Here is a 24,685-nt window from a genome sequence, read left to right as displayed (position 1 = left end):
GAGGCGTTTACCGGCGCGGAAGCGCAGCGCCCGCTAGCGGGCGCTCAGCCGTCCTTGTTGATGCGGGTGACCAGCGTTTTCAGCACGTCGTCCGCGCTCTCGTTCGAGATCTGGCAGGTGCCCGCGGCGTGGTGTCCGCCGCCGCCGTGCTCGAGCATCAGCGCGCCGACGTCGGTCTTCGACGAGCGGTTGAGGATCGACTTGCCGGTGGCGAAGACGGTGTTCTGCTGCTTCAGGCCCCACAGCACGTGGATGGAGATGTTGGTCTGCGGGAAAAGCGCGTAGATCATGAAGCGGTTGCCCGCGTAGATCACCTCTTCGCGGCGCAGGTCGAGCACGACGAGATTGCCGTGCACCGTCGCGCAGCGCTGCAGCTGGGCGCGGAACTTGTCGGCGTGCTCGAAATACATGTCCGAGCGCTCCTTGACGTCCGGCAGCTCGAGGATCTCGTCGATGCCCATCGTCTTGCAGCGATCGATCAGCTCCATCATGAGCTGGTAGTTGGAGATCCGGAAATCGCGGAAGCGGCCCAGGCCGGTGCGCGAATCCATCAGGTAGTTGAGCAGCACCCAGCCGGTCGGATGCAGGATCTCGTCGCGCGAGAACTGCGCCGAGTCCGCCTTGTCGACGGCCGCCATCATGTCGTCCCACGCCGCCGGGAATACCTTGCGGCCGCCGAAGTGCTCGTAGACCACCCGCGCCGCCGACGCCGCATCGGGGTCGATCACGTAGTTCGACGCGCTGACGTCGTTGCGCTCGGTTTCCGACGAATGGTGATCGAAGATGAGGTGCGCGCCCGCCACGTACGGCAGGTTGGTCGTGATGTCGCGCGGGCCGATGTCGATCTTGCCGTCCTGCATGTCCTTCGGATGGACGAACTTGATGTCGTCGATCATCTCGAGGTGCTTGAGGAGGACCGCGCAGACGAGGCCATCGAAATCGCTGCGGGTGACCAGGCGGAACTTGTCCATGGGGAGCCTTTCGTCGGGGGTGAGTAACGGGCGACCTGCGGGGCGGCAGAGGCGCACCCATCCCTTATCGGCGCAACAAGGACACGCTTTAGCGCCGCAAGGCGCTATAAGCGCGCCGTCGCGCGGGAGGTGCGGCCTAGCCGCACCGACCAGCGGCGTGGACCTTTCAGCGCGAAAACTCAGCCAACACCGGACCGTGGTCGCTGGTGCCGAAATCCCTCAGCACTTCACACGTTTGCGCACGCGCCGCGAGCCGCGGCGAAGCGAGCACGTAGTCCAGACGCCAGCCGATGTTGCGTTGGCGCATGTTCCGCCACGGCGCCCACCAGGTAAAAAGGTTCTCGTTGTCGGGATCGAGCGTGCGGTGGACGTCGACGAGGTGCTCGCCGAGCAGGTCGGCGAAGAGCTCGCGCTCCTCCGGCCGCTGACCGATGATGCCCGGCTTGCGCTCGCGCGGATGCACGTCGATCTCGGTGCGCGTGATGTTGATGTCGCCGCAGAGGACGACTTCCCGGCCCTGCGCGTGCAGATCCCTCGCCCACTGCGCGAGCGCCTTCATGAACTCGAGCTTCGCCGGGTAATCCTTGCCGCCGTTGGGCACGTACACCGACGCGAACACGCGATTCGCCCAAGCCGCCTGCACGATGCGCGACTCCATGTCGAACGTCGGGTGGCTGAAGACCGGCTCGCCGTCGAAGAAATCCTTGCGGATGTGCAGCGACACGCCCGAGTACGCCTTCACGCCCCCGTGCCAGAACGCGTGATAGTCCGCGACCTTGCACGCCTCGGGAATCTGTCCGGGCTGCGCCTTGAGCTCCTGCAGGCAGACGACGTCCGGCCGGTCGCGCTCGAGCCATTCGCAGAGCTGCTTCTCGCGCGCGCGGATGCCGTTGACGTTCCAGGTTCCGATTTTCATCGGCCCGAGGATACCTCAAGAAAAACCGGGGTCAGACCCCGATGAAGCCGGGGTCTGACCCCAAAAAACAAAACGGCCGGCATACAGCCGGCCGTTTGGTTTTGAAGGAAAGGAGGTTCAAGGAGGGAAACCTTGGTTTCCCTCTTTGGCGTTCTCCGGGTCAGCCGAGCGCGGCGAGGCTTAGTTGGGCTTCCGAACCAGCTCGACGCGGCGGTTGACGGCCGAGTCGGGGTTCTTCGGGTCCTTGAGGTCTTCGATGCCGCGGCCGACCGGCGCGAGCGCCTTGCCGTCGACGCCGTAGGCCGACACGAGATACTTCACCACCGCGTCCGCGCGCTTCGCGGAGAGCTGCTTGTTCAGATCGAGCGAGCCCCGCGGGTCGGCGTGGCCTTCGATCACGATCTCCCTGGCGCCGAGCTTGCCGTTGCGCGAGGCGAGCGCCTTGCCCAGGCCTTCGAGCTGGGCCTTGGCTTCCGGCGTGAGCTCGGACGAGTTGGTCGCGAACTTGATGTCCATGCCGATCGAGCGCTCGTTGGTCGGGCGCACGGCCATGCACATGTACTTGGTGTGCTCGCACTCCGCTTCCGGGAACAGGAAGGCTTCGACGTCTTCCGCCTTGGGCGTGGCCTTGCCGACCATGATGGTTTCACGATCGTTCGCCATCGCCGGGGCTGCGCTGATAGCGGCTAACACGGCTGCAAGCGCTACGGTGTGCTTCATCTTCATGGTGGACTCCTCTTCGACGAATGAAATGATCAACCGGCGATCGCCGCGGGGCGACCGGCCAGACTGGGGGTGCGGAAAACGGTGACCGGGCCGTCGGATTCGGCCAGGATGGTCACGCCTTCGTGGTAAGCCTTGTACGCGCCGGCGGAACGGCGGTCGTGCTTCGTGGCCGTCTCGCAGCGGTAGTGAACGAGGTCGCGCGGATTGCCGGCGGCGTTGATGCCGACCGAGATCACGCCGTGCTCGGCGAGCTGCTGCGTCTCGCGCTTGAGGAATCGCTCGGCGCCGTCTTCGCCCGACACGAACGTGCCGTTGCTGCTGTGATCGGTGATGACGAAACGGTCGCCCTGCACTTCGATCTTGGCGTGACGGCGCGAGGCCCACGCGCTCGCGATGACGAGGTCGCAGCCCGCTTCGCGGCCGATCTGGATCGGCGAGCCGGTCATCTCGAGCCGCACGGTCTGGTCCTTGTACGCGAGGACGAGGACCTTGGTTTCGTCCGCGGCCGGACGCGCGCTCGACGCGACGACGGTCGTCACGTTCTCGCGGTCGCCGATGACGCGGAAGATCTCGACCAGCTCGGGACGGCCCTTGACGCTCGTGGTGTCGAGCAGGCGCACGGTGGCGCGCTGGAGCGGCCCGAGGGTGTCGACGCACTCGCGCGTCATGAGGATCTCGCCGGGGCCCGAGCGTGCCAGCACGCGCGCCGCGACGTTGACGGTGTCGCCGAACACGTCGTCGCCGGTCTCGATGACCTGCCCGAAGTGCATGCCGACCTTGAGCTTGAGCACCTGGTCGCGCATCGCGAGCTGGATGATGCTCGCCGCGCGGTACGCTTCCTCGACGGAGCGGAAGGACATCATCGCGCCGTCGCCGATGGTCTTGATGAGCCGGCCGCCGTTGCGGCGCGCCGCTTCCGCGACGAGCTTCAGGCAACGGGCGCCGAGCCTGCGCGCTTCGGCGTCACCGAAATCGGTATAGACGCGCTCCGCGTCCGATACGTCGGTGAACATTACCGCCAGCGTGTCGCAGTTCATCGTCATCGTCATGGCTCCCCGCGGTGTCCCTTTGTTCTTCAGTCGGACGAAAGTTAACCCGTGACGCACTTTTGCCCGTATGAAATCCATCACGGGTACGTGTTCACGGGAGACGAGCGGATATAACGGCCGGACGAGCGGTTTCCTGAGGCTGGTGAACGGCCCATTCAGCCCTTAGAATGCGAGGCGAGCCGAGGAGCCAGACGTGAAAAGCATAAAAATTGTCACACTCGCGGCGCCGTTGCTGAGCGGATGCCAACTGATGGACTGGGCCGGGTCGCCCTCCGCGCCCTCGCCGGCCGCCGCTTCCGTCGCCGCGCTGAGCGCTCCTGCCCCCGCGACCGAACCGCCCGCAACAGCCCCCTCGGAACCCGTACAGCTCCGTACCGCCCGTACCCTCGCCGCCGAGGCGCAGCTCGAGCGCGACGAGATCCGTCCCGAGACCCGTTTGGGCGACGCCGAGTTCAGAGGCGAGCAGGCGCGCGGTCTCGCGGGCGATGCGAATGCGGCCATGCGGGTCGCGCGCATGTACGCCGAAGGCAGCAACGGCGTGCCGCGCGACGAGCGGACCATGGTGCTGTGGCTCAAGCACGCCTCGCTCCTCGACCACGCCGGCGCGAGCTACCAGCTCTATCTCTATTACCTCGCCCGCGGGCTCGACCGCGACGCGGTGCGCTACGAGCGCCGCGCGCTGCGCCAGGGTTACACGCTGCCGGTCCGTCTGGACAACCGCAGGGGTTAGAACAAGGTCGTAAGAACAAGGGCGCGAAGGCCCTGTCCCCGGGCCCGCCTTCCTTGTTAAGCTGCGGGCGTGAGGTATTTCACACTTCTCGTGGCTCTCGCCGCGGCCGCGTGCACGATGACGCCCGAGCAGCGCTTCGCGGAGTCCGAGCGCGATTACGGCCCGGTCTGCGAGAAGAAAGGCGTCGCCCGCAACAGCGACAAATGGCGGGCGTGCGTCGAGACCGAAGCGCTCAACGCTTCCCTGGCCACCCAGCGCGATTACGAGCAGGAAATGCTCAGGAAACGCGACTGCGTCAGCCCGTTACAGGCCTGCCAGCGCTGATTCAGGCGGTCTTCGGAAAGCCGTAGAGCGCTTCCGGGTTCTGTACCAGGATGCGCGGGATCAAAGCGTCGTCCTCCACCCATTTCAGCAGCAGGTCGAACAGCACCGCGTCATCGGGCGCAATCTTCGGCGTCGGGTGCGGCCAGTCGCTGCCCCACACCGCGCGCTCGGGCGCCGCTTTCACGAACGCCTGCGCGACCGGGGTCGATTCGGGATACGCCGGCGGCCCGATGCGCGTGTTGAGATAGGCCCCGGAGATCTTCACCCACGCGCGGCCGGCGTCGATCAGCTCGCGCATCACGCGATACGAGGGGTGGTCGAGCCCGTGCAGGCCGAGCTTGCCGAGGTGATCGAAGACGATGGGGCACGGCAGCCGGCGCAGCATGGCGGCTGCGTCGACGACCTGCCCGGGCTCGGCGTTGATCTGCACGTGCCAGCCGTATTCGGCGATGCGCTTCGCCAGCGGCTCGATCATGTCGATCGAGGTGACCGCGGTCTCGGGATTGCCGATCGTGAAGCGCAAGCCGCGGATGCCGCCTTCGTTCAGCTTCTTCAGCTGCGCATCGGTGACGTCGGTCCTGACGACTCCGACCCCGCGCGCATTGTCGATGCCCAGCTCCGCGATCGCATCGACGGTCACCGCGTTGTCGGCGCCGTAATTGCGCGGCGTGACGATGACGACGCGCGAAGTGCCGATGCGGCTTTGAAGCAGGCGGTAGTCGGCGACCGTCGCGTTCGCCGGCCGTGCCACCGGCGGCGCATAGCGCGCGTCGTAGATATGGATGTGGCAGTCGGCGGCGTTCTTCGGCGCCTTCAGCCGCGGCGCCTCGGTGCCCGACGAGTTGGGAACGTTATGGGTGCTCATCTCGATCCTCCGTCGTCCCCGCGCAGGCGGGAACGCATTCCTGACGTTTCGTCGTCCCCGCGCAGGCGGGGACCCATTTTGACTTTAAGGCCTCAACAACCGCGTAAGCTCGCCGAGGCGCTCGATCCGCTCGACCTCGCGCACCGCCTCGACGATCTCACGTGCGCGCGCTTCGCCGAACGCCTCCGACGCATTCGCCACGAACTTCGCCTCCAGCGTCGCGTCGTCCATCGGCTTCTCGGCGTCGCCCGAAGGCACCGCCTGGAAATCGGCGAGCGTCTCGCCGTTCGCGAGCTTCACGCGGAAACCGGCGGGGCGCCCTTTCGGATATTTCGTCGGATACTCAGAGTTCGGGATCACCGTGATCTTCGCGATCAGCGCCGCGACGTCCGCATCGGCCCAGCGGTCGTGCTCGAACTGCGCGGCGGTGAGCTTGCCGTCGAGCAGCGCCATCGCGACGCTCGCCGGCAGGCTGTGATCGGCGGTCTCGCGATTCGCCGGCTTGAACTTCGCGGCGTCGGCGGTGCGCTCTATCGTCACCGGCGCCACGTCGATCTCGACGCTCTCGATCGTGCTGCCGCTGTCGCGGATCTTCTTCGACAGACGGATCGCGATCTCGCCCGTCGTCTGCAGCTCGAACTGCACCGGGAACTGCTTGAACGAGACGCGCTCGATGAGATACGTGCCGTCGTGCTCGAGCGCTTTACGATCGATCGGCAGTTTCAGCACGCTCTTGTCCGACAGCCAGTCGAGAAAATCGGTGGGCCCGGTAAATCCTTCGGACGCGAGCCGAGAAGCCATGACGCTGCTCATCGCCGACCACGCGTAGCCGATCGCCTTGGCCATCGAGAGACCGCCTTTGGAGAGCCCGTGCAGCGTGAACTGGCGGCAGCCCGCGAGCGCGACCGCGTGCTCGATCGCCTCCGGATCCATGCCCCACGCCTTGCCGACGACGAGCGGCGCGACGATGCCGCCGGCGGCGACGTGATGCATCGCCATCTGTTGCAGCGACATCGCATGGGTGAGGCGCAGTTGCGCTTCGTAACCCGCGACGACCGCTTCGATGAGTCGCCTGCCCGAGCCTTCGACGCTCTCGACGCACGCCAGAGCCGCCGGGACGTTCTCCGCGGGATGGCACACGTCCTTGGCCCAGTACACGTCCATCATGTCGAGGTAGCGCACGAGGATGCCGTTGAGCAGCACCGCGCGATGCGTGAAGGACAGATCTTTGTCCCCGATCACGGTCGCGTCCCCGCACGGCCCGTTCGGCATGGCGCGCGCGGCGATCTTCGAAGGCTCGCAGCCGAGCGCGGCGATACCGCAGCCGAGGGCGTCGAGGATCGCACGCTTGGCGGCGGCGATCGTGGCTTGCGACAGATCTTCGTAAGCGACGCGGCTCGTCAGCGCGACGAGCTGGGAGACGATCGTCGCCATCAGCGCGACTTTTCCAGCGCCGCGCGCTTCTCCGCGTCGCGTTGCGCGCACGCTTCCGCCGTCGCGATGACGACGATCGCCCATTCGTCGACCGGCACGTCGATCATGCGGCCGTCGAGCGGCACCGCGGCGGTTCCCTCCGCCACGCCTTTCGCGAACGCTTCGCGGACGCGGCGGTTGTAGTGGACGAGCTCCGGCGTGGGCGTGAACGCGGCATTCACCGGCGCGATCCAGCTCGCATGCCGGCAGAGCACGCCTTTCATGCCGCTGTTCCTCGCCTTGGTCGCCATGCGCTGGATCTCGGCTTCGGGCGCGTCCGCGGGCTCGAGCACGCTCATCGGATACGCCATGCCGACCGCGCCGACCTTGGCCGCAGTCGCTTCCACCGCGAGCCGGCCGCGCGCGTATTCGAACGAATCGATCTCGGGATCGGGCGTTATGTCCAGATCGGCGGCGAGCGAGGTCTCGACGAGCGCGGCCTGCGAGATCCGCGGGCTCGCGGTGAGGATCGACCGGATGTCCCACACCGCGCGCGCGGTTTCGACCCGCACGATGAACGAGAGCTTGCCCGCGCTGAGCCCGCGCTCGCGTTCGAGCCGGGTGACGAGCGCGTCGATGCGTTTCACTTCGTCGGCCGATTCGGCGCGCAGGACGAAACCGGCGAGGCCCGCGCCCACCGCGGACTCGATGTCGCCATCGCCGGCCGCCTCGACGAACACTTCGGCCCCGCCGCGTCCCGCGGCCAGAATCGCGCGTTGCCGCTCGGCCGCCGGCGCCGAGCCGACCAGCGTGACCGCATCGGCGCCGTGGCGCCAGGCATCGTCGGCCGCGGCGACCGGCGCTAAAAGGTTTGTGCGTCTAATCAGCATCTTTTTACGGCCTCGGCTTTTTCGCGATTCCGCGCCGCGCACGCCTCGGCCCACTCGATCAGCTCGCGCGCGCGTTCCGCTTCGTAGCGGTCGATCACGCGGCCTTCGATCTCCGTCCACGTCTCGCCGGCCGCTTCGACTTTCGCGTAATCCTCGAGCACTTGCCTGGCCTCGCGCACCTCGTCCTCGGTCGGCGTGAATCCGACGTTGTGGCTTTCGACGACGGCGGGATTGAGGCCGCCGGTGCCGACCCGCAATCCGCATTTGCGCTGCGATTCGGCCTGGCGCAACGCGCGGTTGCCGTCGCTCACGCTGCCGCTCTTGTTCGCGATGAAAGGCGCGTTGCGTACGCCCAGCCCCAGCGTGCGCGCCGCAAGCTCGCCTTCGCCGCGGCAATAGGCGAACTGGTCGAAGTCGACGAACATCTCGACGCCCAGATCGCGCGACAGGTCGTAGCCGCTCACCGACACGCCGAACTCGCGGATGCGCGGGCTCGCCGAGGCGATCTCGAAGACGTTCGTCACGCCGACGGCGGTCTCGATGCTGGTGTCGATCTCGATCGAGCCCGGCTCGACGCCGCGCTCTGCCTCCAGTCGTGTAATCAGCGCATCGAGCGCGCGCACTTCGTCGGCTGTTTCGGTCTTCGGATACTTGATGCGCTTCAATCCCGGCCACACCACCGCTTCGGTGTCTTCACGCATGAAGTCGTGATTGATGCGCGTAAACGCTTCGGCGCCGCCTTTGGAGACGTTGGGGATCGCGTCCTTGATCAGCGTGCGCGCGTGCGCCTTCATGTGCTGCGGCACCGAGTCTTCGAGATCGAGGGTGATGAAGTCGCAGCCGCGGGTCCACGCCTTGTCGACGAAGCGTTGGGTGACGACCGGCATGGTGAGGCCGGAACGGCGGACTGCTCTCATCCCTGATACCCCCGATTCAGCGCGTCGACCTGGTTCGCACGCAGGCACATCGCGCCTTTGAAGCCGATCGCACGCCCGCGCTTCGCGGCCGCGTAGGTGTTGTCGGGCGTGGCGAGCAGGCCCCGGTCCGGCGCGCGCCACCACGCGCCCAGCGGGGTCACGCCCGCCGCATTCGCGACGATCACCAGGCGCTGCATGAGATAAGACATGAGATGGATCTCGCCCGAAGGCTCGGGCCGCAGGTCCATCACGAGGTCGACGCGGCCGAGCGTCGCGCCGGTCACGCGAGGGCTCGCACGCAAGACGTCATCAGCCGCGTGGTTGCCGTGCGCGGTCTCGAGCGCGGCGACGATCTCGATGCTGCCAGCCGCAATTCCGCGGTCGCGCTCGAGGCGGTCCAGCGCGCTCGATACCGTCTCGATCTGTTCAGGTGTCTCGGCGCGAGAGACGATCACCCCCGACAGGCCGGGCCACACCGCCGCGGCAAGATCGGATACGACGGCGGACGGACCGATCTGCAGGAACGCTTGCGCGCCGCCGCCCGTCACGCGTCCGATCGCGTCCTTGATCGCATCGCGTGCAGCCGCACGGTCGCGCTCCGGTACGAATTCGAACAGATCGAGCACGACCACATCCGCGCCGGCGCGCGACGCCTCTTCGAGCTGCGTAGGCTTGGACGCAGGGACGATCAGCCACGACCTGCGGGATTTTTTGTTCATGGGATTCGCCGCGAAGACTTTCGCGACGAATCTTACATCCGTCTGAGCGACTTCAACCGCTGGGTGTTGTCTCCGGCGAGATGAGTCCAGATGATGGCGTCACGCACCAGCTTGTCCGCGAGCGCATCCATCGTCCCGCCTCGTGCCGCGTGGATGTCGAGGTTGAGCCTGGTCACGCGCTGTATCACGTCTTCCGAGTAATTCATGACGAGCACCGCGTTCGCGCCCTGGCAATGGTTGTCCATCTCCCACGCGGTCCGCATCACGTACGAGCGCAGCGCTTCGGTGAGCGCGTACATCTCGTTGATCTTCAACTGCACGAGCTGATGGTCGTACACCCGTTTGCCGGCGCGCGTCGCTTGCTTCGAGTACTGCATCGCGCTCTCGCACGCGGCATCGCACACGCCGAGCGCGTTCGCCGCGAGCTCGAAATCGCCGAACTCGGCCGAAGCACCGCTCCTCACCTTGACCCCGTTGTGCACTTCGCCGACGACGTTGACGTGCGGCACGCGCGCGTTCTCGAAGATCAGCTCCGCGTTTTGGTAGAAGCGCCATCCCGCCTTGTTGAAGACCTTGCCGACGCGAAACCCGGGCGTGTCGTGAGGCACCAGGAAGACCGTGGTGCCGTCGCGTATGGGCACGTCGGGGTTGGTGCGCGTGCTCACGAAGAAGAGCTTGCCGACGGTGCCGTTGGCGATGAACGTCTTCTCGCCGTTCAGTATCCACTCGTCGCCATGACGTTCAGCTTTGAGGCGCCATCCCGATTTGGGTGCATCGACCGGCGGGTAGCGGTTATCAGAGCCCGCGTTGGGCTCGGTGCTTCCCGAACCGATCGTGTAGGTGTCGTCGGCGAGGAACGGCTTGAGGAAGCGCTCCTTCTGGTCCCTGGAGCAGAATTCGGCGATCTGGTGGCTCCACTTCCAGTTCTGGCTGAATGCCTTGGAGATCGCGCTGTCGCCTTTGGCGAGCTCGGCCATGACGAGCCCCTGCGTGACGAAATCGGTGCCGGGGCCGCCCCACTCCTTCGGCACCGCGAGCGTGCGGAAACCGAGCGCGGATCCTTTCCTGAAAAGGTCCCAGTCCCAGGTCTCGCGCGGCGCGGCGATGCGGTCGCGCTGCAACGCGATCGGTCGGATTTCCTCGAGCGCGAAAGCGCGCGCCTTGTCGCGCCAATGTTTCTGCTCCGCCGTCAGCCCGAAATCCATTTATCGCTCCGCCTCCGCCTTGATCCCCGAATCCTTGATCACCTTGCCCCACTTCTCGTATTCCGCGCGCACGAACTTCGCGAAATCGGCGGGGCTGCTCGTCGCCACCTCGAGCCCGACGTTGGCGAGCTTCGCCCTGGTATCCGGGGCGTTCAGCGCTTTCGCGAATTCGCCGTTCAGGCGCTCGACGATCTCGGGCTTCACGCCGGCGGGAGCGAACGTGCCGTACCAGGTGATGACGACGACCTGCGGCATGCCGCCCTCCGCGGTCGTGGGCACCTGCGGCAGGGCCGGCGCGCGCTCCGGTGCGAGCATCGCGATCGCCCGCAACCGGCCGTTGTTCACGTACGGAATCGCCGCCGGGACGGTGGAAACGACCATGTCGACTTCGCCCGAGAGCATCGCGTTCATGGCGAGCGCCGCGCCCTTGTAAGGCACGTGCGTCATCTTCACTTTGGCGAGCGACTTGAAGAGCTCGCTGCCGAGCTGACTGCCGGAGCCGAGGCCTCCCGAGCCGAAGTTGAGCTTGCCCGGATGGCTCTTCGCGAGCGCCGCCAGCTCTTTCAGATCGTGGGCGGGGACGGAAGGATGCACGACCATGACGTTCGGAACGCTCGCGAGCCGGGTGATCGGCGCGAAATCGCGAAACGTGTCGTAGGCGAGCTTCGAGAAAAGGCTGGGGCTGATGGCGATGGTGCCGCTCGTGAGGAGCAGCGTGTAGCCGTCCGCGGGCGCTTTTGCGGCGAGCTCGGACGCGAGATTGCCGCCGGCGCCGCCTCTGAAATCGGGAACGACCGATTGCCCCATCGAATCTCGCAGCTTGTCGGACAGCAGCAGCGCGAGGATCTGCGGCGAACCGGTGGGGAAAGCTACAATCATCCGGATGCTCTTGTCCGGATACTTTTGTGCGGCCGCGGGCGATGCCAGCGCGGCAAGACAGAGCAATGCGACTCCTCGTACGGTTTTCATCGTTCTCCTCCGAACTGCGACGAACCGGCTGCGACTTCGCTTTTTTCCACTTCAGTGTAATGGCTAAATCGCAACTGCGCGCAACCGCCCGATGACGATCACGCGTCGCCGCGTATTGGCGTCGGCAGCGGCGGCGAGCGCATCGCTGTGGCTGGCATCGTGCAAGCGTGCGACCGGTCCGACGGCGCAGCACACCGATCGCGGTCTGCGCATCGATCTGCGCCACGTCGTGCAGGACGGCGATGAGCGCTTCGAGCTCGTCGAGCTCAGGCGCGAGCCCGCGCCGCCGAGCGGCGGCCTGGACACCCCCGACTGGGGCGATTACGCGCTCACCCTGACCGATACCGCGACCGATGCGCCGCTCGTTCGCGTAGCGCTGGACAGCAACCTCGACCCTGACCGCGCACCCGCGGTGTCCACGCTCTGCGTGCGCTGCGTACTGCCGGCCGCGGCCTTCACCATTACGGTCGAGAAACGCCGGCCCGGCGGCGTCCTGCAGCCGCTGTACACCCGCGGCGCCGATGCTTCCCTCGTGCACGATGCCGAGCCGCCGCGCGTGCTCGTCGATACGCTCGTGCGCAACGGAGACGCCCGCGACCACGTCGATATCGCCATCGTCGGCGACGGCTACGCCGCAGGCGAGCGCGCGAAGTTCGCCGCCGATGCGAAGCGCGCGGCGGGTTATCTTTTTTCGGTCGAGCCTTACAAGTCGCGCATCCGCGATTTCAACGTCCACGCGATCTTCGCGGAAAGCGCGGAGAGCGGCGTGAGCGACGCTTACAACGGCACGCGGGCGGCGAGCGCTTTCGGAACGGCGTACGGCAGCGGCGCCGGCGAGCGCACGCTGTCCGTCGGCGACGAGCGCAAGCTCCGCGATGCCGCAGCGGCGGTCCCGTACGACGTGCTGCTGGTGCTCGCCAATTCGCGGCGCTACGGCGGCAGCGCGTACTTCGGCGGCCCGGCGGTGGTCGCGATCGACAGCGCGGCGGCGCGCTACCTCGTGCTGCACGAATCGGCGCATGCGATCGCGGGCCTCGCCGAGGAGTACTACATCCCGAGCGCCGACGGCCCGGTCTATCGCGGCAACGTCGAGCCGTGGCAGCCGAACGTCACCACGTCGCTGGAAACCACGAAATGGGCGGCGCCGCAGCGCGCGCCGTCGCGCTGGAACAAGGCGCGCTACGAGCGCTATTTCGGCGGCTACGTGAAACGCTACGAAGCGCTGCGCGCCGGCGGCGCCGACGAATACAGGATCGAGAAGCTCATGCGAGAGGTCGCGCCGCGGCAGGCGGTGCTCCTCGGCCGCAGCCGCGAGGTCGGGTTCTTCGAAGGCGCGAACGGCTACGCGCAGGGTTTTTACCGCCCGGAAGCCGACTGCATCATGTTCTCGCTCCAGACCGACTACTATTGCGCCGCGTGCACCGCCGCGATCTCGCGCGCGATCGACGCCCGCCTGCCGAAACGCTGATCAGGCATGCCGATTGCGGCCTTCGCGCGCGTATGGCAATTTGCCGGAATCTGTCCAACCGAATCCCATCATGCGTATAGGCGACGAACGCGAAAGTGACAACGTAGAAGACATGCGCGGCTACAGCGGCGGCGGCGGCGGTGGCTTCGGTGTAGGCGGCATGTCGATCGGCGGCGTGGTGCTCGCGCTGGTCGCGTCGTACATCTTCGGCGTCGACCCGCGCATGCTGCTCGGGATGATGGAAGGCTCGCAGCGGCAGCAGGCGCCGGTCACGCAGAACGCGCCGAGACCGCCCGAGAGCGACGCGAAGGCGGTCTTCGTCTCGCGCGTGCTCGCCACCACCGAGGACGCGTGGGGGCAGATCTTCTCCGAGGCCGGTCGGCGCTACCAGCCGCCCAAGCTCGTGCTCTTCCACGGCTCGTTCCCGACCGCGTGCGGCATGGGCCAGGCCGCGGCGGGGCCGTTCTATTGTCCCGGCGACGCCAAGGTCTACATCGACCTGCGCTTCTACGACGTCATGCGCCAGCGCTTCCACGCGGCCGGCGACTTTGCCGAAGCGTACGTGATCGCGCACGAGGTGGGGCATCACGTGCAGAACCTGCTGGGCATCGCGCGCAAGGTGGACGCGCAGCGCGGCCGCATCTCGCAGTCGGCCTACAACCGGCTCTCGGTCAGGCTCGAGCTGCAGGCGGACTGCTTCGCCGGCATCTGGGCGAACCGCGTCGACCGCAACAAGCGCATCCTCGAGCCCGGCGACGTCGACGAAGCGATCCGCGCCGCGACCGCGATCGGGGACGACACGCTGCAGCAGCAATCGACGGGACACGTCGTGCCGGACTCGTTCACGCACGGCACGTCACAGCAGCGCGTGCGCTGGCTGCGCAAAGGGCTGGAAAGCGGCGACCCGAACGCGTGCGATACGTTCAGCGCCGCACAGATCTAAACGTCAAAACCTTCACCGCAGAGGACGCAGAGGACGCGGAGAAGCGCGCGGTAAACGTCACCAAACCCGTCATTCCCGCGCAGGCGGGAATCCATTTGGCTTTTTGGGTTTGTTTTTCCTCTGCGTCCTCTGCGGTTAAATCGCTTTTACGCGCCTTTCACAAGAATGTTCCCCTCGCTCTCCAGCACCTTGCGCACCGCCGGCCGCGCGAGCATGCGGTCTTTCCACGCGGTGTAGTTCGCAAGCTCCTTCACCGGCAGCTCGGCGCGCACGCCCCAGCCGTAGAACACGATCGCGTAGCAGTCGGCGACGGTGAACTGGTCGCCCATCACCCACTGCTTGCCGGCGAGCAGCGAGTCGACTTCCTTCAGCGCGGTGAAGAAGTTCTGCTTGCCGGTCTGCTTGGCATCGTCCTTCGAGCTTTCGTTCGACACGAATTTCTCCGGCTTGAAGAACTGCGTGAAGTTCGGATGCACGCTGTTCGACAGCCACGCCATGAACGAGATGCACTGCGCCTGCGCCACGGGATCCTCGGGCAGCAGCTTCTTCTCGGGAAAGCGGCGCGCGATGTACGTGAGGATCGCGGTGTTCTCGGTGATCACGCGGCCGTCGGCGTCGAGCGCCGGCACTTTGCCGCGCGGGTTGACCTTCAGATAGCTCTCGGTCCTGTTCTCGCCTTTCCCGAGCAGCGTCGGCCGCTCCTGGTATTCCGCGCCGGCCTCTTCGAGGCCGATGTGCGAAGCGGTCGAGCACGCGCCAGGGCTGAAATAGAGTGTGAGCATGGGGTTCTCCTTACGATTGATCTGCAGGGCCGGCTATTGTGCACCGGCGGGGAAAAGGGGTGGCGGATAGAGCGGTGACGGATAGGACGGTGACGAAAGCGTTCGAGCGACTGTAACCCGTCACCGCTTCATCCGTCACCCGTCACTGTATCATCCGTCACTTTTTTTCCGGCACCGGCACCGGCGGCGGGGGAAGCAACTCATCCTTGTCCATCGGCGGCTTGCCGTCGTACACCAGATTGCGTCGGCGCTGGAGGTACGCGTCGCGCGCGAACTGGTAGGGATCGAGGGTCGTCTTCAGCACCTCGGTCGCGTCGAGCAGGTCGGCGCGGCGATTGACGATGCGGCCACCGCCCAGGCCGTAGCGCCAGCCGGCGGGATCGACGTAGTAGACCGGATCGGTGAACCAGTCGACGCCGAAGCCGACCGTGTCGCGCGCGTTGCTCGGCCCGAAGAGCGGCAGCATGAGGTACGGTCCGTCGGGAATGCCGTACCAGCCGAGCGTCTGCCCGAAATCCTCCTGGTGTTTCTCGATGCCCGCCTCCGACGCGATGTCGAACAGGCCGAGCACGCCGAGCGTGCTGTTGATCGCCACACGGCCGAAATCGGCGTACGCGGTCGTGAACTTGCCTTGCAGCGTCTGGTTGATCACGACGCGCACGTCGTTGAGGTTCGAGAAGAAGTTTCCGATGCTGGTGCGCACGAACACCGGCACCACGGTGCGATACGCACGCGCCGTCGGGCGCAGCACTGCGCGGTCGAGCCTGTCGTTGAACTTGTAGACGCCGCGATTGAACGATTCGTACGGATCGCGCGGGTCCCGCTGCTCCTTGGGGATCGTCGCACAGCCCGCCGCGGAGGCGAGCGCGAAGACGAGCACGAGCGACTTGAGGAAAGGAATCATGGTACGGCAGGCCGACTCAGACGTTCAGCAAGCCAAGTACCCGATTACGTTCCGGCCTGCAATGCGACCAAAGCCGGGGGGTGGCTAATCCGTCACCTTTTGTACGGCACAACCACCTCCGCCTTCATCTTGTATCCCGCGTTGCCCATCCCCGTCTCCGCGCGGGCGGTCTCGAGCGTGCCGCTGATCCACACCGCTTCCATCGGCTGGTCGGTCTTGTAGGGCTTCTGCGGCACGACGTGGATGATCTGGTTGGCGGGCGGCGGCGGCGTGTGGATGCATGCACCGAAGTAAGGCACGAGCAGGAACTCGGTGATCTGCCCGCGAATGCCGTCGAGCGGGACCATGAAGCCCGCGATGCGGATGCGCGAGCCGTTCATCCCGGGCACGATCGGCGCGTTGTCCAGCGCGGCCCTGAGCTTCTCCAGCGCCTTGATCGCGCGCGGATCGGAATCGTCGAGCGCCGAGAGGTTGAGCCCCGCGAGATCTTTCGCCGGGTCCCAGTTCGCGGGCACGAGCGAGTCCCACGGTGTTTCCTTGTAGCCCGCCGGCGCGGTCGTCGTCGACTTCTGCGGCAGCCGGTCGCCGATCCGGTATTCCGCTTTTCTCCGCCGCGGGCGCCGCGCCTGCGGCCGCGAGCGCGGCCACGGCGAAGAGCGCACGCAGGGCGCGCATCGTCGACATCGATCTCTCCTTCCTTACAGGCGCGGCGTGAGGCCGTCTGCCAGTGAAAGCTTATAAGCGCGATAGCCGGGAACGAGGCTCGCCAGCACGCCGACCGCGACGACCGCGCCGAGCAGCAGCCATTCGCTGCCCGCGACGAACGTGGGCTCGATGATAAGCCCGTAGCGCGCCGCCGCGAACTTCGCCAGCGCCAGCGTGAGCACCGCGAGCAGCGCGACGCCGGCGAGCGCGCCCGCCAGGGTGATGCCGAGCGCCTCGACCATGAGGAGCACGAACACGTCGCGCGGGCGCGCTCCGACCGAACGCAGGATCGCGAGCTCGCGCCGGCGCTCGTTGAGCCCGGCCAGCACCACCGCGACGAGGCCCGCGAGCCCGACGATCACCACCATCGCAGACACCGCGAGCAGCACGCGCTCGGCGATGCCGACGACCTGCCACAGCTCGTCGAGCGCAACACCGGGCAGCACGCCGACGAGCGGCTCGGGCTTGTACTCGTTGACGACTTTCTGCATCCTGAATACCGCCGCGCGCGTCTTCAAGCCGACGAGCACCGCGGTGATGTCCTTCGGCGTCACGTCGAACTTGCGCACGTGCTCGGCGGGAATCGACACGCCCGGGATCGGCGCCCCGCCCTGCCAGTCGAGATGGATCGCCTCGATCGCTTCGAGCGGCACGTGCACCGAGCGGTCGACCGGCGTGCCGGTGCGCGCGAGCACGCCGGTGACGGTGAAGGGCTTGTCGCCGTGCTCGGCGTGCAGGCCGCCGCTGCCGTGCGAAAGCGTGATCCGGTCCCCCGTCTTGTAACCGAGGCGCTCTCCGACTTCGAAACCGACGACCGCTTCGAAGATGTCGGCGAACGGCTTGCCGGCGGAAAACGCGAGCGCGTCGCCGGTGCCGTAGCGGAAGTGCTCGAAATACCCGCCGTCGGTGCCGACGACCGGGAAGCCGCCGTGCGAGTCGCCGATCGACAGCGGGATCGCCCACTTCACCAGCGGATGCGCCTTGATCGCCTTGTAACTGTCGAACTGCATGTTGTGCGTCGCGCCGCCGATGCGGAACACCGCGTACAGCATGAGCTGCACGGGACTGGTGCGCGCGCCGACGACGAGGTCGGTGCCCGACACCGATTGCGCGAAGCTCTCGCGCGCGTCGCGGCGGATGCGGTCCACGCCGAGCAGCAGCGCGACGCTCAACGCGACGGCCGCCAGGGTCATGAACAGCGTGAGCCGCCGGTTCCACGCGCTGCGCGCGGCGAGCACGAGGAGATGACTCATGCCGCCTCCGTGTGTGCGCCGTTGATCTCCGGCAGCGCGATCTCGCGCGTGAAGTCGCCGGCGAGCCTGCGGTCGTGGCTCACGAAGAGCAGCGTCGCGCCCGCCTGCTCGCATTCGCTCAGCAGCAGAGCGAGGAACGCGGCCTGGCGATGCGCGTCGAGCGCCGACGTCGGCTCGTCCGCGACGACGATCTCCGGCCTGCCGAGCAGCGCGCGCGCCGCGGCGACGCGCTGCTGCTGTCCGACCGACAGCGCGATGACCGGCCGCGCGAGCAGCGCACCGTCGATGTCGAGCTGCGCGAGCAGCCGCGTCGCTTCGGCCTGTGGGGAGCCGCCCGCCGCGATCGCGCGCTCCCTGCGCCGCGTCGAGAACCGGCACGCGAGCAGCACGTTGTCGAGCACCGAGAGGTACGGCACGAGATTGAAGAGCTGGAAGATGAAACCGACGTGATCCGCGCGATAGCGGTCGCGCGCCGACGCCGGCATCGCCTCCAGCGAGCGGCCGAGCACCTTCAGCGTGCCCCGTTGCGGCACGAGCACGCCGCCGAGCAGCGCCAGCAGCGTGCTCTTGCCGCTGCCGCTCGGACCGTGCAGGAAGACGCGCTCGCCGGCTTCGAGGTCGAGCCGGGGAATGACCAGGCACGGCGCGCGCTGCCCCGGCCACGTGAACGTGAGATCGGCGATCTCGACGATCGGCGATCCCGCCGCGCTCATTCGAACAGCGGTGCGGTCGCCGCGCCCGGCTCCGCCGCGTGCGGCACCGGCGGCATCTCTACCGGCCGGCTCAACGTGCCGACGCGAACGCCCAGCAGCCTGATCCGACGGTCGAGCGGCACGCGCTTGAGGCACTCCCCCGCGGCGCGCCGTATGCGTTTCGGATCGCGCGTCGGCTCGTCGATGGTGCAGTCGCGCGTGACGGTCTTGAAGTTGTCGAAGCGCAGCTTCAGTCCGATCGTCCTGCCGACGACGCCTTTTCTCTCGAGGTCCTGCGCCACGCGCACGCACAGGTCGGTGAAGATGCGGCCGAGCTCTTCGCGATCGCGCTTGGGGTGCATGTCGTTCTCGAACGTCGTCTCGCGGCTGATCGACTTCGGCTCGCTGTAGGTGACGACCTCGCGATCGTCACGGCCGTGTGCGGCGTCGTGCATCCACGCGCCGTAGCTCTTGCCGAATTGCGCGACGAGCATGTCGCGGTCCGCATGCGCGAGCTCGCCGACCGTGCGTATGCCCAGCGTCTCGAGCTTGATCGTCGCTTTCGGCCCGATGCCGTTGACCTTGCGCACCGGCAGCGGCCAGATGCGAGTCGGCAGGTCGGCGTGCGTGAGCACCGTGAGGCCGCCGGGTTTGTCGAATTCGGAGGCCATCTTCGACAGCAGCTTGTTCGGCGTGAGCCCGATCGAGCACGACAGCCCCGTCGCCTCGCGCACCGCACGCTGTATCGACGCGGCGATGTCGCGCACCTGCCACCACGCCATGCGCTCCTCGGTCTCGGTCACGAGCGGTGTCAGATCGATGTAGATCTCGTCGATGCCGCGGTCTTCGACGTCCGGCGCGATCGCCCGCACCGCTTCCTTGAAGAGGCGCGAGTAACGCCGGTACTGGTCGAAGTCCGCGGGCAGCAGCAGCGCGTCGGGCGCGAGCTTCGCCGCTTTCATGAGCCCCATGCCGGAATGGACGCCGAACGCACGCGCTTCGTAGGTCGCGGTGGTGATCACGCCGCGGCCGGTGTACTCGCGCAGCGTGGGAATGCGCCCGGTCGAAAGCTCGTCGACGATGCGCCGCCGGCCGCCGACGACGATGGGCCGGCCGCGAAGCTCGGGATAGCGCAGGAGCTCGACCGACGCATAGAACGCATCCATGTCGAGGTGGGCGATGAACTTCAACGCGGTCGTTGACTCGCCGGCGCGTGCTTCGCCAGCATCTCGGCGATGAACGGCGCCCACGCCGCGTTCGGCTCCCAGATCGTCTCCATCGGCGCGAACGCCCGCTCGACGTCCCAGCCTTCGCGGATCGCGCGGTAAAGGCCGAGGAACGCGGTGACGCGCTTGTTCGCGGCGCAATGCACGAGCACCCTGCGGCCGCGATGGCGCTCCATCGCGTCGAAGAACGCGAAGAGCTCGGACTCCTTCGGCGCGTCGAACTTCACCGGGATGTGCACGTAGGTCATGCCGAGCGCGCCGACGGTGCCGGCCTCGTCGGCGAGGGAATAGCGCGGATCGTCGTGGAGCGCGAGATTGATGACGACTTCGGTGCCGTCGTGCGCGGCCGCCGCCAGCTCTTCCTCGCTCGGCTGGCCCGACGTCGCCAGCGCCGGATCGATGCGCAGGAAGTTGACGATGTCGGTGACCGCCGCGCGGCTCATGTCATCCGGTGAACGACAGCGCGAGCAGGACCACGCCTGCGAGCGACAGCACGCCGCCGAGCGCGTGGTTCGCGAGCAGCGGGCGGCTGCGGTCCAGCGCGCGCGCAATCGAATACGCCGTCAGGGCGATCGCGATCTGGACCAGCGTGAAGCCGGCGAGATAGGCGAAGAGCGGCGTCGCTTCCGCGCCGACGATCGACTCGCCGTAGGCGTAGCCGTGCGCGAGGCCCGCGAGCGCGAAGAACGCGGGCAGCCAGGCGCTCATGCGCCTGCGGGAAGCGAGCAGCAGCAGCGCGCCCGCGACGATGAGGCTGGCCGCGACCCACGCTTCGGCGTACGGCACGGTCAGCCTGTAGTAATGCGCGAGGGTGCCCGCGAGCGCGCAGCCCAGAAACGCGGCGACGGTCCCTGCTCCCAGCCGGAACGCGTAGCACGCGGCGCCGACGGCGAGCACGAACAGCAGGTGGTCGATCCCGATGACCGGATGCGCGAGACCGGACACGAAGCCTTCGAAGAAATTCGAAGGCGTCGTCCCGCCCATCGCGTGGTGGGCATGGGCGAGCGTGGGGAAAGCAAGAGCGGCGCTCGAGGCAAGCGCCCAGCGATTGCGAAGGTCCATGGCTTTTTCGTCTCGTTATGATGGGTGCGGTAAGCTCCTCCGAAGAATATCACCGGGAGCGGCACCATGGCAGCACCGTCGGACGACCCGCCGCGCGCGAAGGTCGAGCACCTCGAAGGCACCGAATGGCAGAAGTCGCGGTCGTTCTCGCCCGCGGTCATCACCGAGGGCGGGCGCACCGTGTGGCTGGCGGGTCAGACGACCGTCGTCGACCTCGACGGCCGCGACATCACGGGCGACTTCGAGGCGCAGGCGCGTACGATCTTCGCGCTCATCGACCGGACGCTGCGCCGCGCCGGCGGCACGCTCGCGAACATGGTGACGATGACGGTCTTCATCAACGACCCGCGCAACGGCGACCGCTTCGTCCGGATCCGCAACGAGCACTTCACCGACGGCCGCTATCCGGGCAGCGCGCTGATCACCGTCTCCAACTTCGCCCGGCCGGGGTGCGTGATCGAGATACAGGGTGTGGCCGTGATCTGAACGGTTTTTTCTACCGCAGAGCGCGCGCAGAGGAAAAACAAAAGCGTCGAGCACGCGCAACGCGTCATTGCCGACCGCGCGACGGCGCGAAGCGGGAATTTCCGTGTTACGCTTTTCGCATGAGAGCCTATCACGACCTCGGCGGCGAGCCCGCCGGCCCCATCGATCAGGACGAGCACGAGCTGCAGCTCTGGGAGAAGCGCGTCGAAGCGCTCCTGGTGCTCCTGCGCCGCAGGAAGCTTTCGACCACCGACGAGAACCGCCGCGGCCTCGAATCGCTCGGCGCCGAGACTTATTTTGCGGCGACCTACGCCGAGCGGCGCATGCTGTCGATGACCAACAACCTCCTCCTCAAAGGCGTGATCAGCGTCGAGGAGCTCGCGGCCAAGATGGCGGAGATCGAGAGCCGCGAGGATCAGTTGCCGTGAGCGCGGCGGTAGAAGCCGGGAACACACCCGCTTTCAAGGCCGGCGACCGCGTGAGGGTGCGCAAGGTCGATTCACAGGGCCACATCCGCACGCCGCATTACGTCCGCGGCAAGTCGGGCGTGATCGAGCGCTTCGTCGGTTACTTCAGGAATCCCGAGAATCTCGCCTACGGCCGCAGCGGCGAGCCGAAGGTCGCGCTCTACCGCGTGCGGTTCCCGCAATCGCACGTCTGGCCCGATTACGACGGCTCGGCGGCGGACACGATCGACATCGACATCTACGAACACTGGCTGAGCGCAGAATGAGCCACGACCACGACCACTCCCACGACCACGGCGATCACGGTCATCCGCATCGCCATCCCTTCCAGCCCGACCACGACGACACGCTCACGTACTACCGCAAGCTCGAGATCGCGGTGCGCGAGCTGCTGATCGGGAAGAACATCATCACCGCGGACGAAGTGCGCAAGGCCGTGGAGGACATCGACAGCCGCAGCCCGGAAGGCGGCGCGCGAGTGGTCGCCCGCGCGTGGACCGATGCGGCGTTCAAGCGCGCCCTGCTCGAAGACGGGACTGCGGCGTGCGCCTCGATGGGTTTCGACATGGCGCTGAACGACGCCAGGCTCACCGTCGTCGAGAACACGCCCGACGTGCACAACATGGTCGTGTGCACGCTGTGCTCGTGCTATCCGCGCATGCTGCTGGGGATCCCGCCCGCCTGGTACAAGAGCCGCGCCTATCGCTCGCGGTCGGTGCGCGAGCCGCGGGCGGTGCTGCGCGAGTTCGGGCTCGAGCTTGCGGAGCACGTCTCGGTCCGCGTGCACGATTCGACCGCCGACCTGCGCTATCTCGTGCTGCCGCTGCGCCCCGCCGGCACCGAGCACATGAGCGAGGCCGAGCTCGTGAAGATCGTCTCGCGCGACAGCATGATCGGCACGGCGATCGTCCGCGCGCCTTGAGCGCGCGCATTACCGCCGCGGTCGGCGCCTTCGACCGCACCCAGCCGCTGCTCGACGGACGCGTTCGCGTCGAGGGCTTCGACGTCGACTGGACTTCGGGCGAGCTCGAGAGCCTCTTCTCCCGCGCGTTCGCGACCGCCGAGTTCGACGTCACCGAGCTTTCGTTCTGCAACTACCTCATCGCGCATGCGAAAGGCGACTGCCCTTACATCGCGCTGCCGATCTTCCCGACGCGCTGCTTCAGGCACCACGCGCTCTTCGTGCGCGAAGGCATCGCATCGCCGCAAGACCTCGAAGGCCGTCGCGTAGGCCTGCGCGAATACACCAACACCGCTTCGCTCGTCGCGCGCGGCGTGCTCGCGAGCTACTACGGCGTCGATCTGTCGCGCATCCGCTGGATCGTCGGCGACGTCGACGCGCGCGAGCGCGAGCCGGGCGACATCAGGCTGCCGCGGCTCGACGGCTACGGGATCGAATCGGCCGGCGGGAAACTGCTCGGGGAGATGCTCGCCGCGGGCGAGATCGACGGCCTGATCGCCTATACCCCGCCGCGCTGCCTCGGACGCAACGGCGTGCGCAGGCTGTTCACGCGCTGGTGGGAAGAGGAAGCGCGCTACTTCCGCGACACCGCCATCTTCCCGATCATGCACGTGGTCGCGATCCGCCGCTCGCTCGCGCAAGCGTTCCCGCAGCTTGCGGCCGCCATCTGCCGCGCTTTCGACGAAGCGAAGGCGCTCGCGATCCGGGATCTGGAGATCGAGCAGGCGCCCAGGACGATGCTGCCGTGGACGCCCGCGCATCTCGCGCAGACGCGCGAGGCGCTCGGCGACGACTTCTGGCCGTACGGTATCGAGCCCAACCGCACGACGCTCGAAGCGCAGATCGCATGGGCGCACGCGCAGGGCCTGATCGACCGGCCTATCGGACTCGACGAATTTTTCCTCGATGCGGGTGCGTAGAACGCGGTAGTACACTCCTTCACACAATAAGATCCGAGGGAATCCGATGGCCGATATCTTCGTGAGCTATGCGAGCCCCGACCGGGAGGTCGCGTTCCGCATCGTCTCCTTCCTCGAGGAGCAGGGGATCACGTGCTGGGTCGCGCCGCGGGACGTCCCGCCCGGCGTCGAATACGGCCAGGCGATCATCGACGGCATCGGCGAGAGCCGCGCCCTCGTGCTCATCCTCTCCGATCAGTCCAACGACTCGCAGTTCGTCAAGAAGGAAGTCGAGCGCGCAGTGAGCAAGACCAAGCCGGTGCTGCCGGTGCGCATCCGCGAGGTCACCCCTTCCGGCTCGCTCGAGTTCTTCATCTCCTCCGCGCAATGGGTCGACGCGTTCAAGTCGCCCATGGAACAGCATCTGCTGCCCTTGGTCGCGGCGATCAAGGCGATCGGTAACGTCGATGCCGCGCCGGTGCGCTCGTCCGCGCTGCCGCCGCCGAAAAAGAAATCGAACGCGCCCGCCCTCGCCGCGGCCGCCGTGGTGATCGTGGCGGTCGCCGCCGGCGCGTGGCTGTTCTCGAAGAAATCCGAAGCGCCGGTGGCGCCGGTCGCGACTCAGCCGCCCGCGCCGGCTGCGCCCGTCGCCACAGCCCCGCCCGCTCCCGCGCCTGCCGCACCGGTCGCAACCGCACCGGCCGCACCGCCCGCAGCGGCGCCGGTGCCCGCTGCCACGACCCCGCCTGCGCCGGTGGCGAAAGCTCCGGCCGCGGCACCTGCGGCCCCCGTGGAAGCGAAAGCGCCCGCGACGCCGAAGCGCACCGACGTCGCGTTCTTCATCGGCTCGTGGTGCCAGCCCTACCAGGGCCAGACGATCCGCTACAACGTGATCCGCACCGGCCCGGATACGGTGATGACGCAGGTCAACCATCCCTTCAGCTCGCCCTGGGACACCCCGCCGGCGCGCATCAAGGTCGTCAAGGGCGGCTTTGAGATGAGCGCGGTCGACAAGGACAAGGACTCGGAGGTCGCGCGTTTCATGATCGTCGACGATGCCACGATGAAGCTCGTCGACGAGCAGGGCGAATCGGTGCAGGGAGTCGTACGCACGCGCTGCGCGCCGCTGCAGAAGTAGCACTG

General features: G+C 67.2%; 29 protein-coding genes. 10 read left to right on the top strand and 19 right to left on the bottom strand.

The window, feature by feature from the left end:
• Positions 1 to 44: 44 nt before the first annotated feature.
• From VHP37_15165 to VHP37_15150, 4 genes are all read right to left on the bottom strand, one after another.
• Entirely contained in the window at positions 45 to 971 is a 927-nt protein-coding gene (locus VHP37_15165) for an exopolyphosphatase (GenBank protein ID HEX2827691.1), read from the bottom strand.
• 166 nt (positions 972 to 1,137) lie between these two features.
• Positions 1,138 to 1,887, bottom strand: a complete 750-nt coding sequence (locus VHP37_15160; protein ID HEX2827690.1) for an exodeoxyribonuclease III — start codon at positions 1,885 to 1,887, stop codon at positions 1,138 to 1,140.
• Between the two features lie 180 nt (positions 1,888 to 2,067).
• Complete coding sequence (locus VHP37_15155) at positions 2,068 to 2,613, bottom strand: OmpA family protein (protein HEX2827689.1); 546 nt, start codon at positions 2,611 to 2,613, stop codon at positions 2,068 to 2,070.
• 29 nt (positions 2,614 to 2,642) lie between these two features.
• The gene (locus VHP37_15150; GenBank protein ID HEX2827688.1) at positions 2,643 to 3,656 is read right to left on the bottom strand and encodes an adenylate/guanylate cyclase domain-containing protein; all 1,014 of its coding nucleotides are present in this window, start codon (positions 3,654 to 3,656) and stop codon (positions 2,643 to 2,645) included.
• Positions 3,657 to 3,912: 256 nt separating this feature from the next.
• Here VHP37_15150 and VHP37_15145 point away from each other — a divergent pair, with 256 nt between their 5' ends.
• Both VHP37_15145 and VHP37_15140 read left to right on the top strand, forming a co-directional pair.
• Entirely contained in the window at positions 3,913 to 4,392 is a 480-nt protein-coding gene (locus VHP37_15145; protein ID HEX2827687.1) for a hypothetical protein, read from the top strand.
• 69 nt (positions 4,393 to 4,461) lie between these two features.
• Positions 4,462 to 4,716, top strand: coding sequence for a hypothetical protein (locus VHP37_15140; protein HEX2827686.1), 255 nt, complete (start codon positions 4,462 to 4,464; stop codon positions 4,714 to 4,716).
• 1 nt (position 4,717) lies between these two features.
• Here the strand turns inward: VHP37_15140 and VHP37_15135 are convergent, their stop codons facing one another.
• The 7 genes from VHP37_15135 to VHP37_15105 form a co-directional block, all read right to left on the bottom strand.
• Complete coding sequence (locus tag VHP37_15135; protein ID HEX2827685.1) at positions 4,718 to 5,581, bottom strand: amidohydrolase family protein; 864 nt, start codon at positions 5,579 to 5,581, stop codon at positions 4,718 to 4,720.
• A gap of 84 nt (positions 5,582 to 5,665) precedes the next feature.
• Entirely contained in the window at positions 5,666 to 7,015 is a 1,350-nt protein-coding gene (locus VHP37_15130) for an MmgE/PrpD family protein (protein HEX2827684.1), read from the bottom strand.
• Positions 7,015 to 7,884, bottom strand: coding sequence for an aldolase/citrate lyase family protein (locus tag VHP37_15125; GenBank protein HEX2827683.1), 870 nt, complete (start codon positions 7,882 to 7,884; stop codon positions 7,015 to 7,017). Before VHP37_15125 ends, VHP37_15130 begins: the two co-directional genes overlap by 1 nt.
• A complete protein-coding gene (locus tag VHP37_15120) occupies positions 7,878 to 8,801 on the bottom strand; it encodes an aldolase/citrate lyase family protein (protein ID HEX2827682.1) in 924 nt (307 codons plus the stop codon). The genes VHP37_15125 and VHP37_15120 overlap by 7 nt, the downstream gene beginning before the upstream one ends.
• A complete protein-coding gene (locus tag VHP37_15115) occupies positions 8,798 to 9,520 on the bottom strand; it encodes an aldolase/citrate lyase family protein (protein ID HEX2827681.1) in 723 nt (240 codons plus the stop codon). The genes VHP37_15120 and VHP37_15115 overlap by 4 nt, the downstream gene beginning before the upstream one ends.
• A gap of 32 nt (positions 9,521 to 9,552) precedes the next feature.
• Positions 9,553 to 10,725, bottom strand: a complete 1,173-nt coding sequence (locus tag VHP37_15110) for an acyl-CoA dehydrogenase family protein (GenBank protein HEX2827680.1) — start codon at positions 10,723 to 10,725, stop codon at positions 9,553 to 9,555.
• Positions 10,726 to 11,694: a tripartite tricarboxylate transporter substrate binding protein gene (locus VHP37_15105; GenBank protein ID HEX2827679.1), complete on the bottom strand. Its 969-nt coding sequence runs from the start codon at positions 11,692 to 11,694 to the stop codon at positions 10,726 to 10,728.
• 91 nt (positions 11,695 to 11,785) lie between these two features.
• Here VHP37_15105 and VHP37_15100 point away from each other — a divergent pair, with 91 nt between their 5' ends.
• Positions 11,786 to 13,162: a M64 family metallopeptidase gene (locus VHP37_15100; protein ID HEX2827678.1), complete on the top strand. Its 1,377-nt coding sequence runs from the start codon at positions 11,786 to 11,788 to the stop codon at positions 13,160 to 13,162.
• A 70-nt stretch (positions 13,163 to 13,232) separates the two neighbouring features.
• Entirely contained in the window at positions 13,233 to 14,105 is an 873-nt protein-coding gene (locus VHP37_15095; protein ID HEX2827677.1) for a neutral zinc metallopeptidase, read from the top strand.
• 146 nt (positions 14,106 to 14,251) lie between these two features.
• On the opposite strand, the gene VHP37_15090 is transcribed toward VHP37_15095, so the two are convergent.
• From VHP37_15090 to VHP37_15055, 8 genes are all read right to left on the bottom strand, one after another.
• A complete protein-coding gene (locus tag VHP37_15090) occupies positions 14,252 to 14,887 on the bottom strand; it encodes a glutathione S-transferase family protein (protein ID HEX2827676.1) in 636 nt (211 codons plus the stop codon).
• A gap of 157 nt (positions 14,888 to 15,044) precedes the next feature.
• On the bottom strand, positions 15,045 to 15,791 hold the full coding sequence (locus VHP37_15085) for a VacJ family lipoprotein (GenBank protein HEX2827675.1): 747 nt from the start codon (positions 15,789 to 15,791) through the stop codon (positions 15,045 to 15,047).
• Positions 15,792 to 15,883: 92 nt separating this feature from the next.
• A complete protein-coding gene (locus VHP37_15080) occupies positions 15,884 to 16,453 on the bottom strand; it encodes a DUF3299 domain-containing protein (GenBank protein ID HEX2827674.1) in 570 nt (189 codons plus the stop codon).
• Positions 16,454 to 16,489: 36 nt separating this feature from the next.
• The gene (locus tag VHP37_15075) at positions 16,490 to 17,749 is read right to left on the bottom strand and encodes an ABC transporter permease (protein ID HEX2827673.1); all 1,260 of its coding nucleotides are present in this window, start codon (positions 17,747 to 17,749) and stop codon (positions 16,490 to 16,492) included.
• Positions 17,746 to 18,462 (bottom strand): ATP-binding cassette domain-containing protein, encoded by a 717-nt coding sequence (locus tag VHP37_15070; GenBank protein ID HEX2827672.1) that lies wholly within the window; start codon positions 18,460 to 18,462, stop codon positions 17,746 to 17,748. The genes VHP37_15075 and VHP37_15070 overlap by 4 nt, the downstream gene beginning before the upstream one ends.
• Positions 18,459 to 19,607: a DNA polymerase IV gene (gene dinB, locus VHP37_15065; GenBank protein ID HEX2827671.1), complete on the bottom strand. Its 1,149-nt coding sequence runs from the start codon at positions 19,605 to 19,607 to the stop codon at positions 18,459 to 18,461. The genes VHP37_15070 and dinB overlap by 4 nt, the downstream gene beginning before the upstream one ends.
• Positions 19,608 to 19,627: 20 nt before the next feature.
• Positions 19,628 to 20,110 carry a protein tyrosine phosphatase family protein gene (locus tag VHP37_15060; protein HEX2827670.1) on the bottom strand — a complete coding sequence of 161 codons (483 nt, stop codon included), beginning with the start codon at positions 20,108 to 20,110 and terminating at the stop codon, positions 19,628 to 19,630.
• 1 nt (position 20,111) lies between these two features.
• Positions 20,112 to 20,729, bottom strand: a complete 618-nt coding sequence (locus VHP37_15055) for a HupE/UreJ family protein (GenBank protein ID HEX2827669.1) — start codon at positions 20,727 to 20,729, stop codon at positions 20,112 to 20,114.
• A 66-nt stretch (positions 20,730 to 20,795) separates the two neighbouring features.
• Between VHP37_15055 and VHP37_15050 the strand changes: the two genes are divergently transcribed.
• From VHP37_15050 to VHP37_15025, 6 genes are all read left to right on the top strand, one after another.
• Positions 20,796 to 21,215, top strand: coding sequence for a RidA family protein (locus VHP37_15050; GenBank protein ID HEX2827668.1), 420 nt, complete (start codon positions 20,796 to 20,798; stop codon positions 21,213 to 21,215).
• Between the two features lie 119 nt (positions 21,216 to 21,334).
• The gene (locus VHP37_15045) at positions 21,335 to 21,643 is read left to right on the top strand and encodes a hypothetical protein (GenBank protein ID HEX2827667.1); all 309 of its coding nucleotides are present in this window, start codon (positions 21,335 to 21,337) and stop codon (positions 21,641 to 21,643) included.
• Positions 21,640 to 21,948, top strand: a complete 309-nt coding sequence (locus VHP37_15040) for an SH3-like domain-containing protein (GenBank protein HEX2827666.1) — start codon at positions 21,640 to 21,642, stop codon at positions 21,946 to 21,948. Before VHP37_15045 ends, VHP37_15040 begins: the two co-directional genes overlap by 4 nt.
• Complete coding sequence (gene nthA, locus VHP37_15035) at positions 21,945 to 22,604, top strand: nitrile hydratase subunit alpha (protein HEX2827665.1); 660 nt, start codon at positions 21,945 to 21,947, stop codon at positions 22,602 to 22,604. Before VHP37_15040 ends, nthA begins: the two co-directional genes overlap by 4 nt.
• Positions 22,601 to 23,563, top strand: coding sequence for an ABC transporter substrate-binding protein (locus tag VHP37_15030; GenBank protein ID HEX2827664.1), 963 nt, complete (start codon positions 22,601 to 22,603; stop codon positions 23,561 to 23,563). The genes nthA and VHP37_15030 overlap by 4 nt, the downstream gene beginning before the upstream one ends.
• 46 nt (positions 23,564 to 23,609) lie before the next feature.
• The gene (locus VHP37_15025; protein HEX2827663.1) at positions 23,610 to 24,680 is read left to right on the top strand and encodes a toll/interleukin-1 receptor domain-containing protein; all 1,071 of its coding nucleotides are present in this window, start codon (positions 23,610 to 23,612) and stop codon (positions 24,678 to 24,680) included.
• Positions 24,681 to 24,685: the final 5 nt, after the last annotated feature.

It is taken from the genome of Burkholderiales bacterium (genome assembly GCA_036262035.1).
Lineage (GTDB): Bacteria > Pseudomonadota > Gammaproteobacteria > Burkholderiales > SG8-41 > JAQGMV01.
The sequence above is the reverse complement of the archived record's forward strand: the minus strand, read 5'-3'. Positions and strand labels throughout refer to the sequence as shown.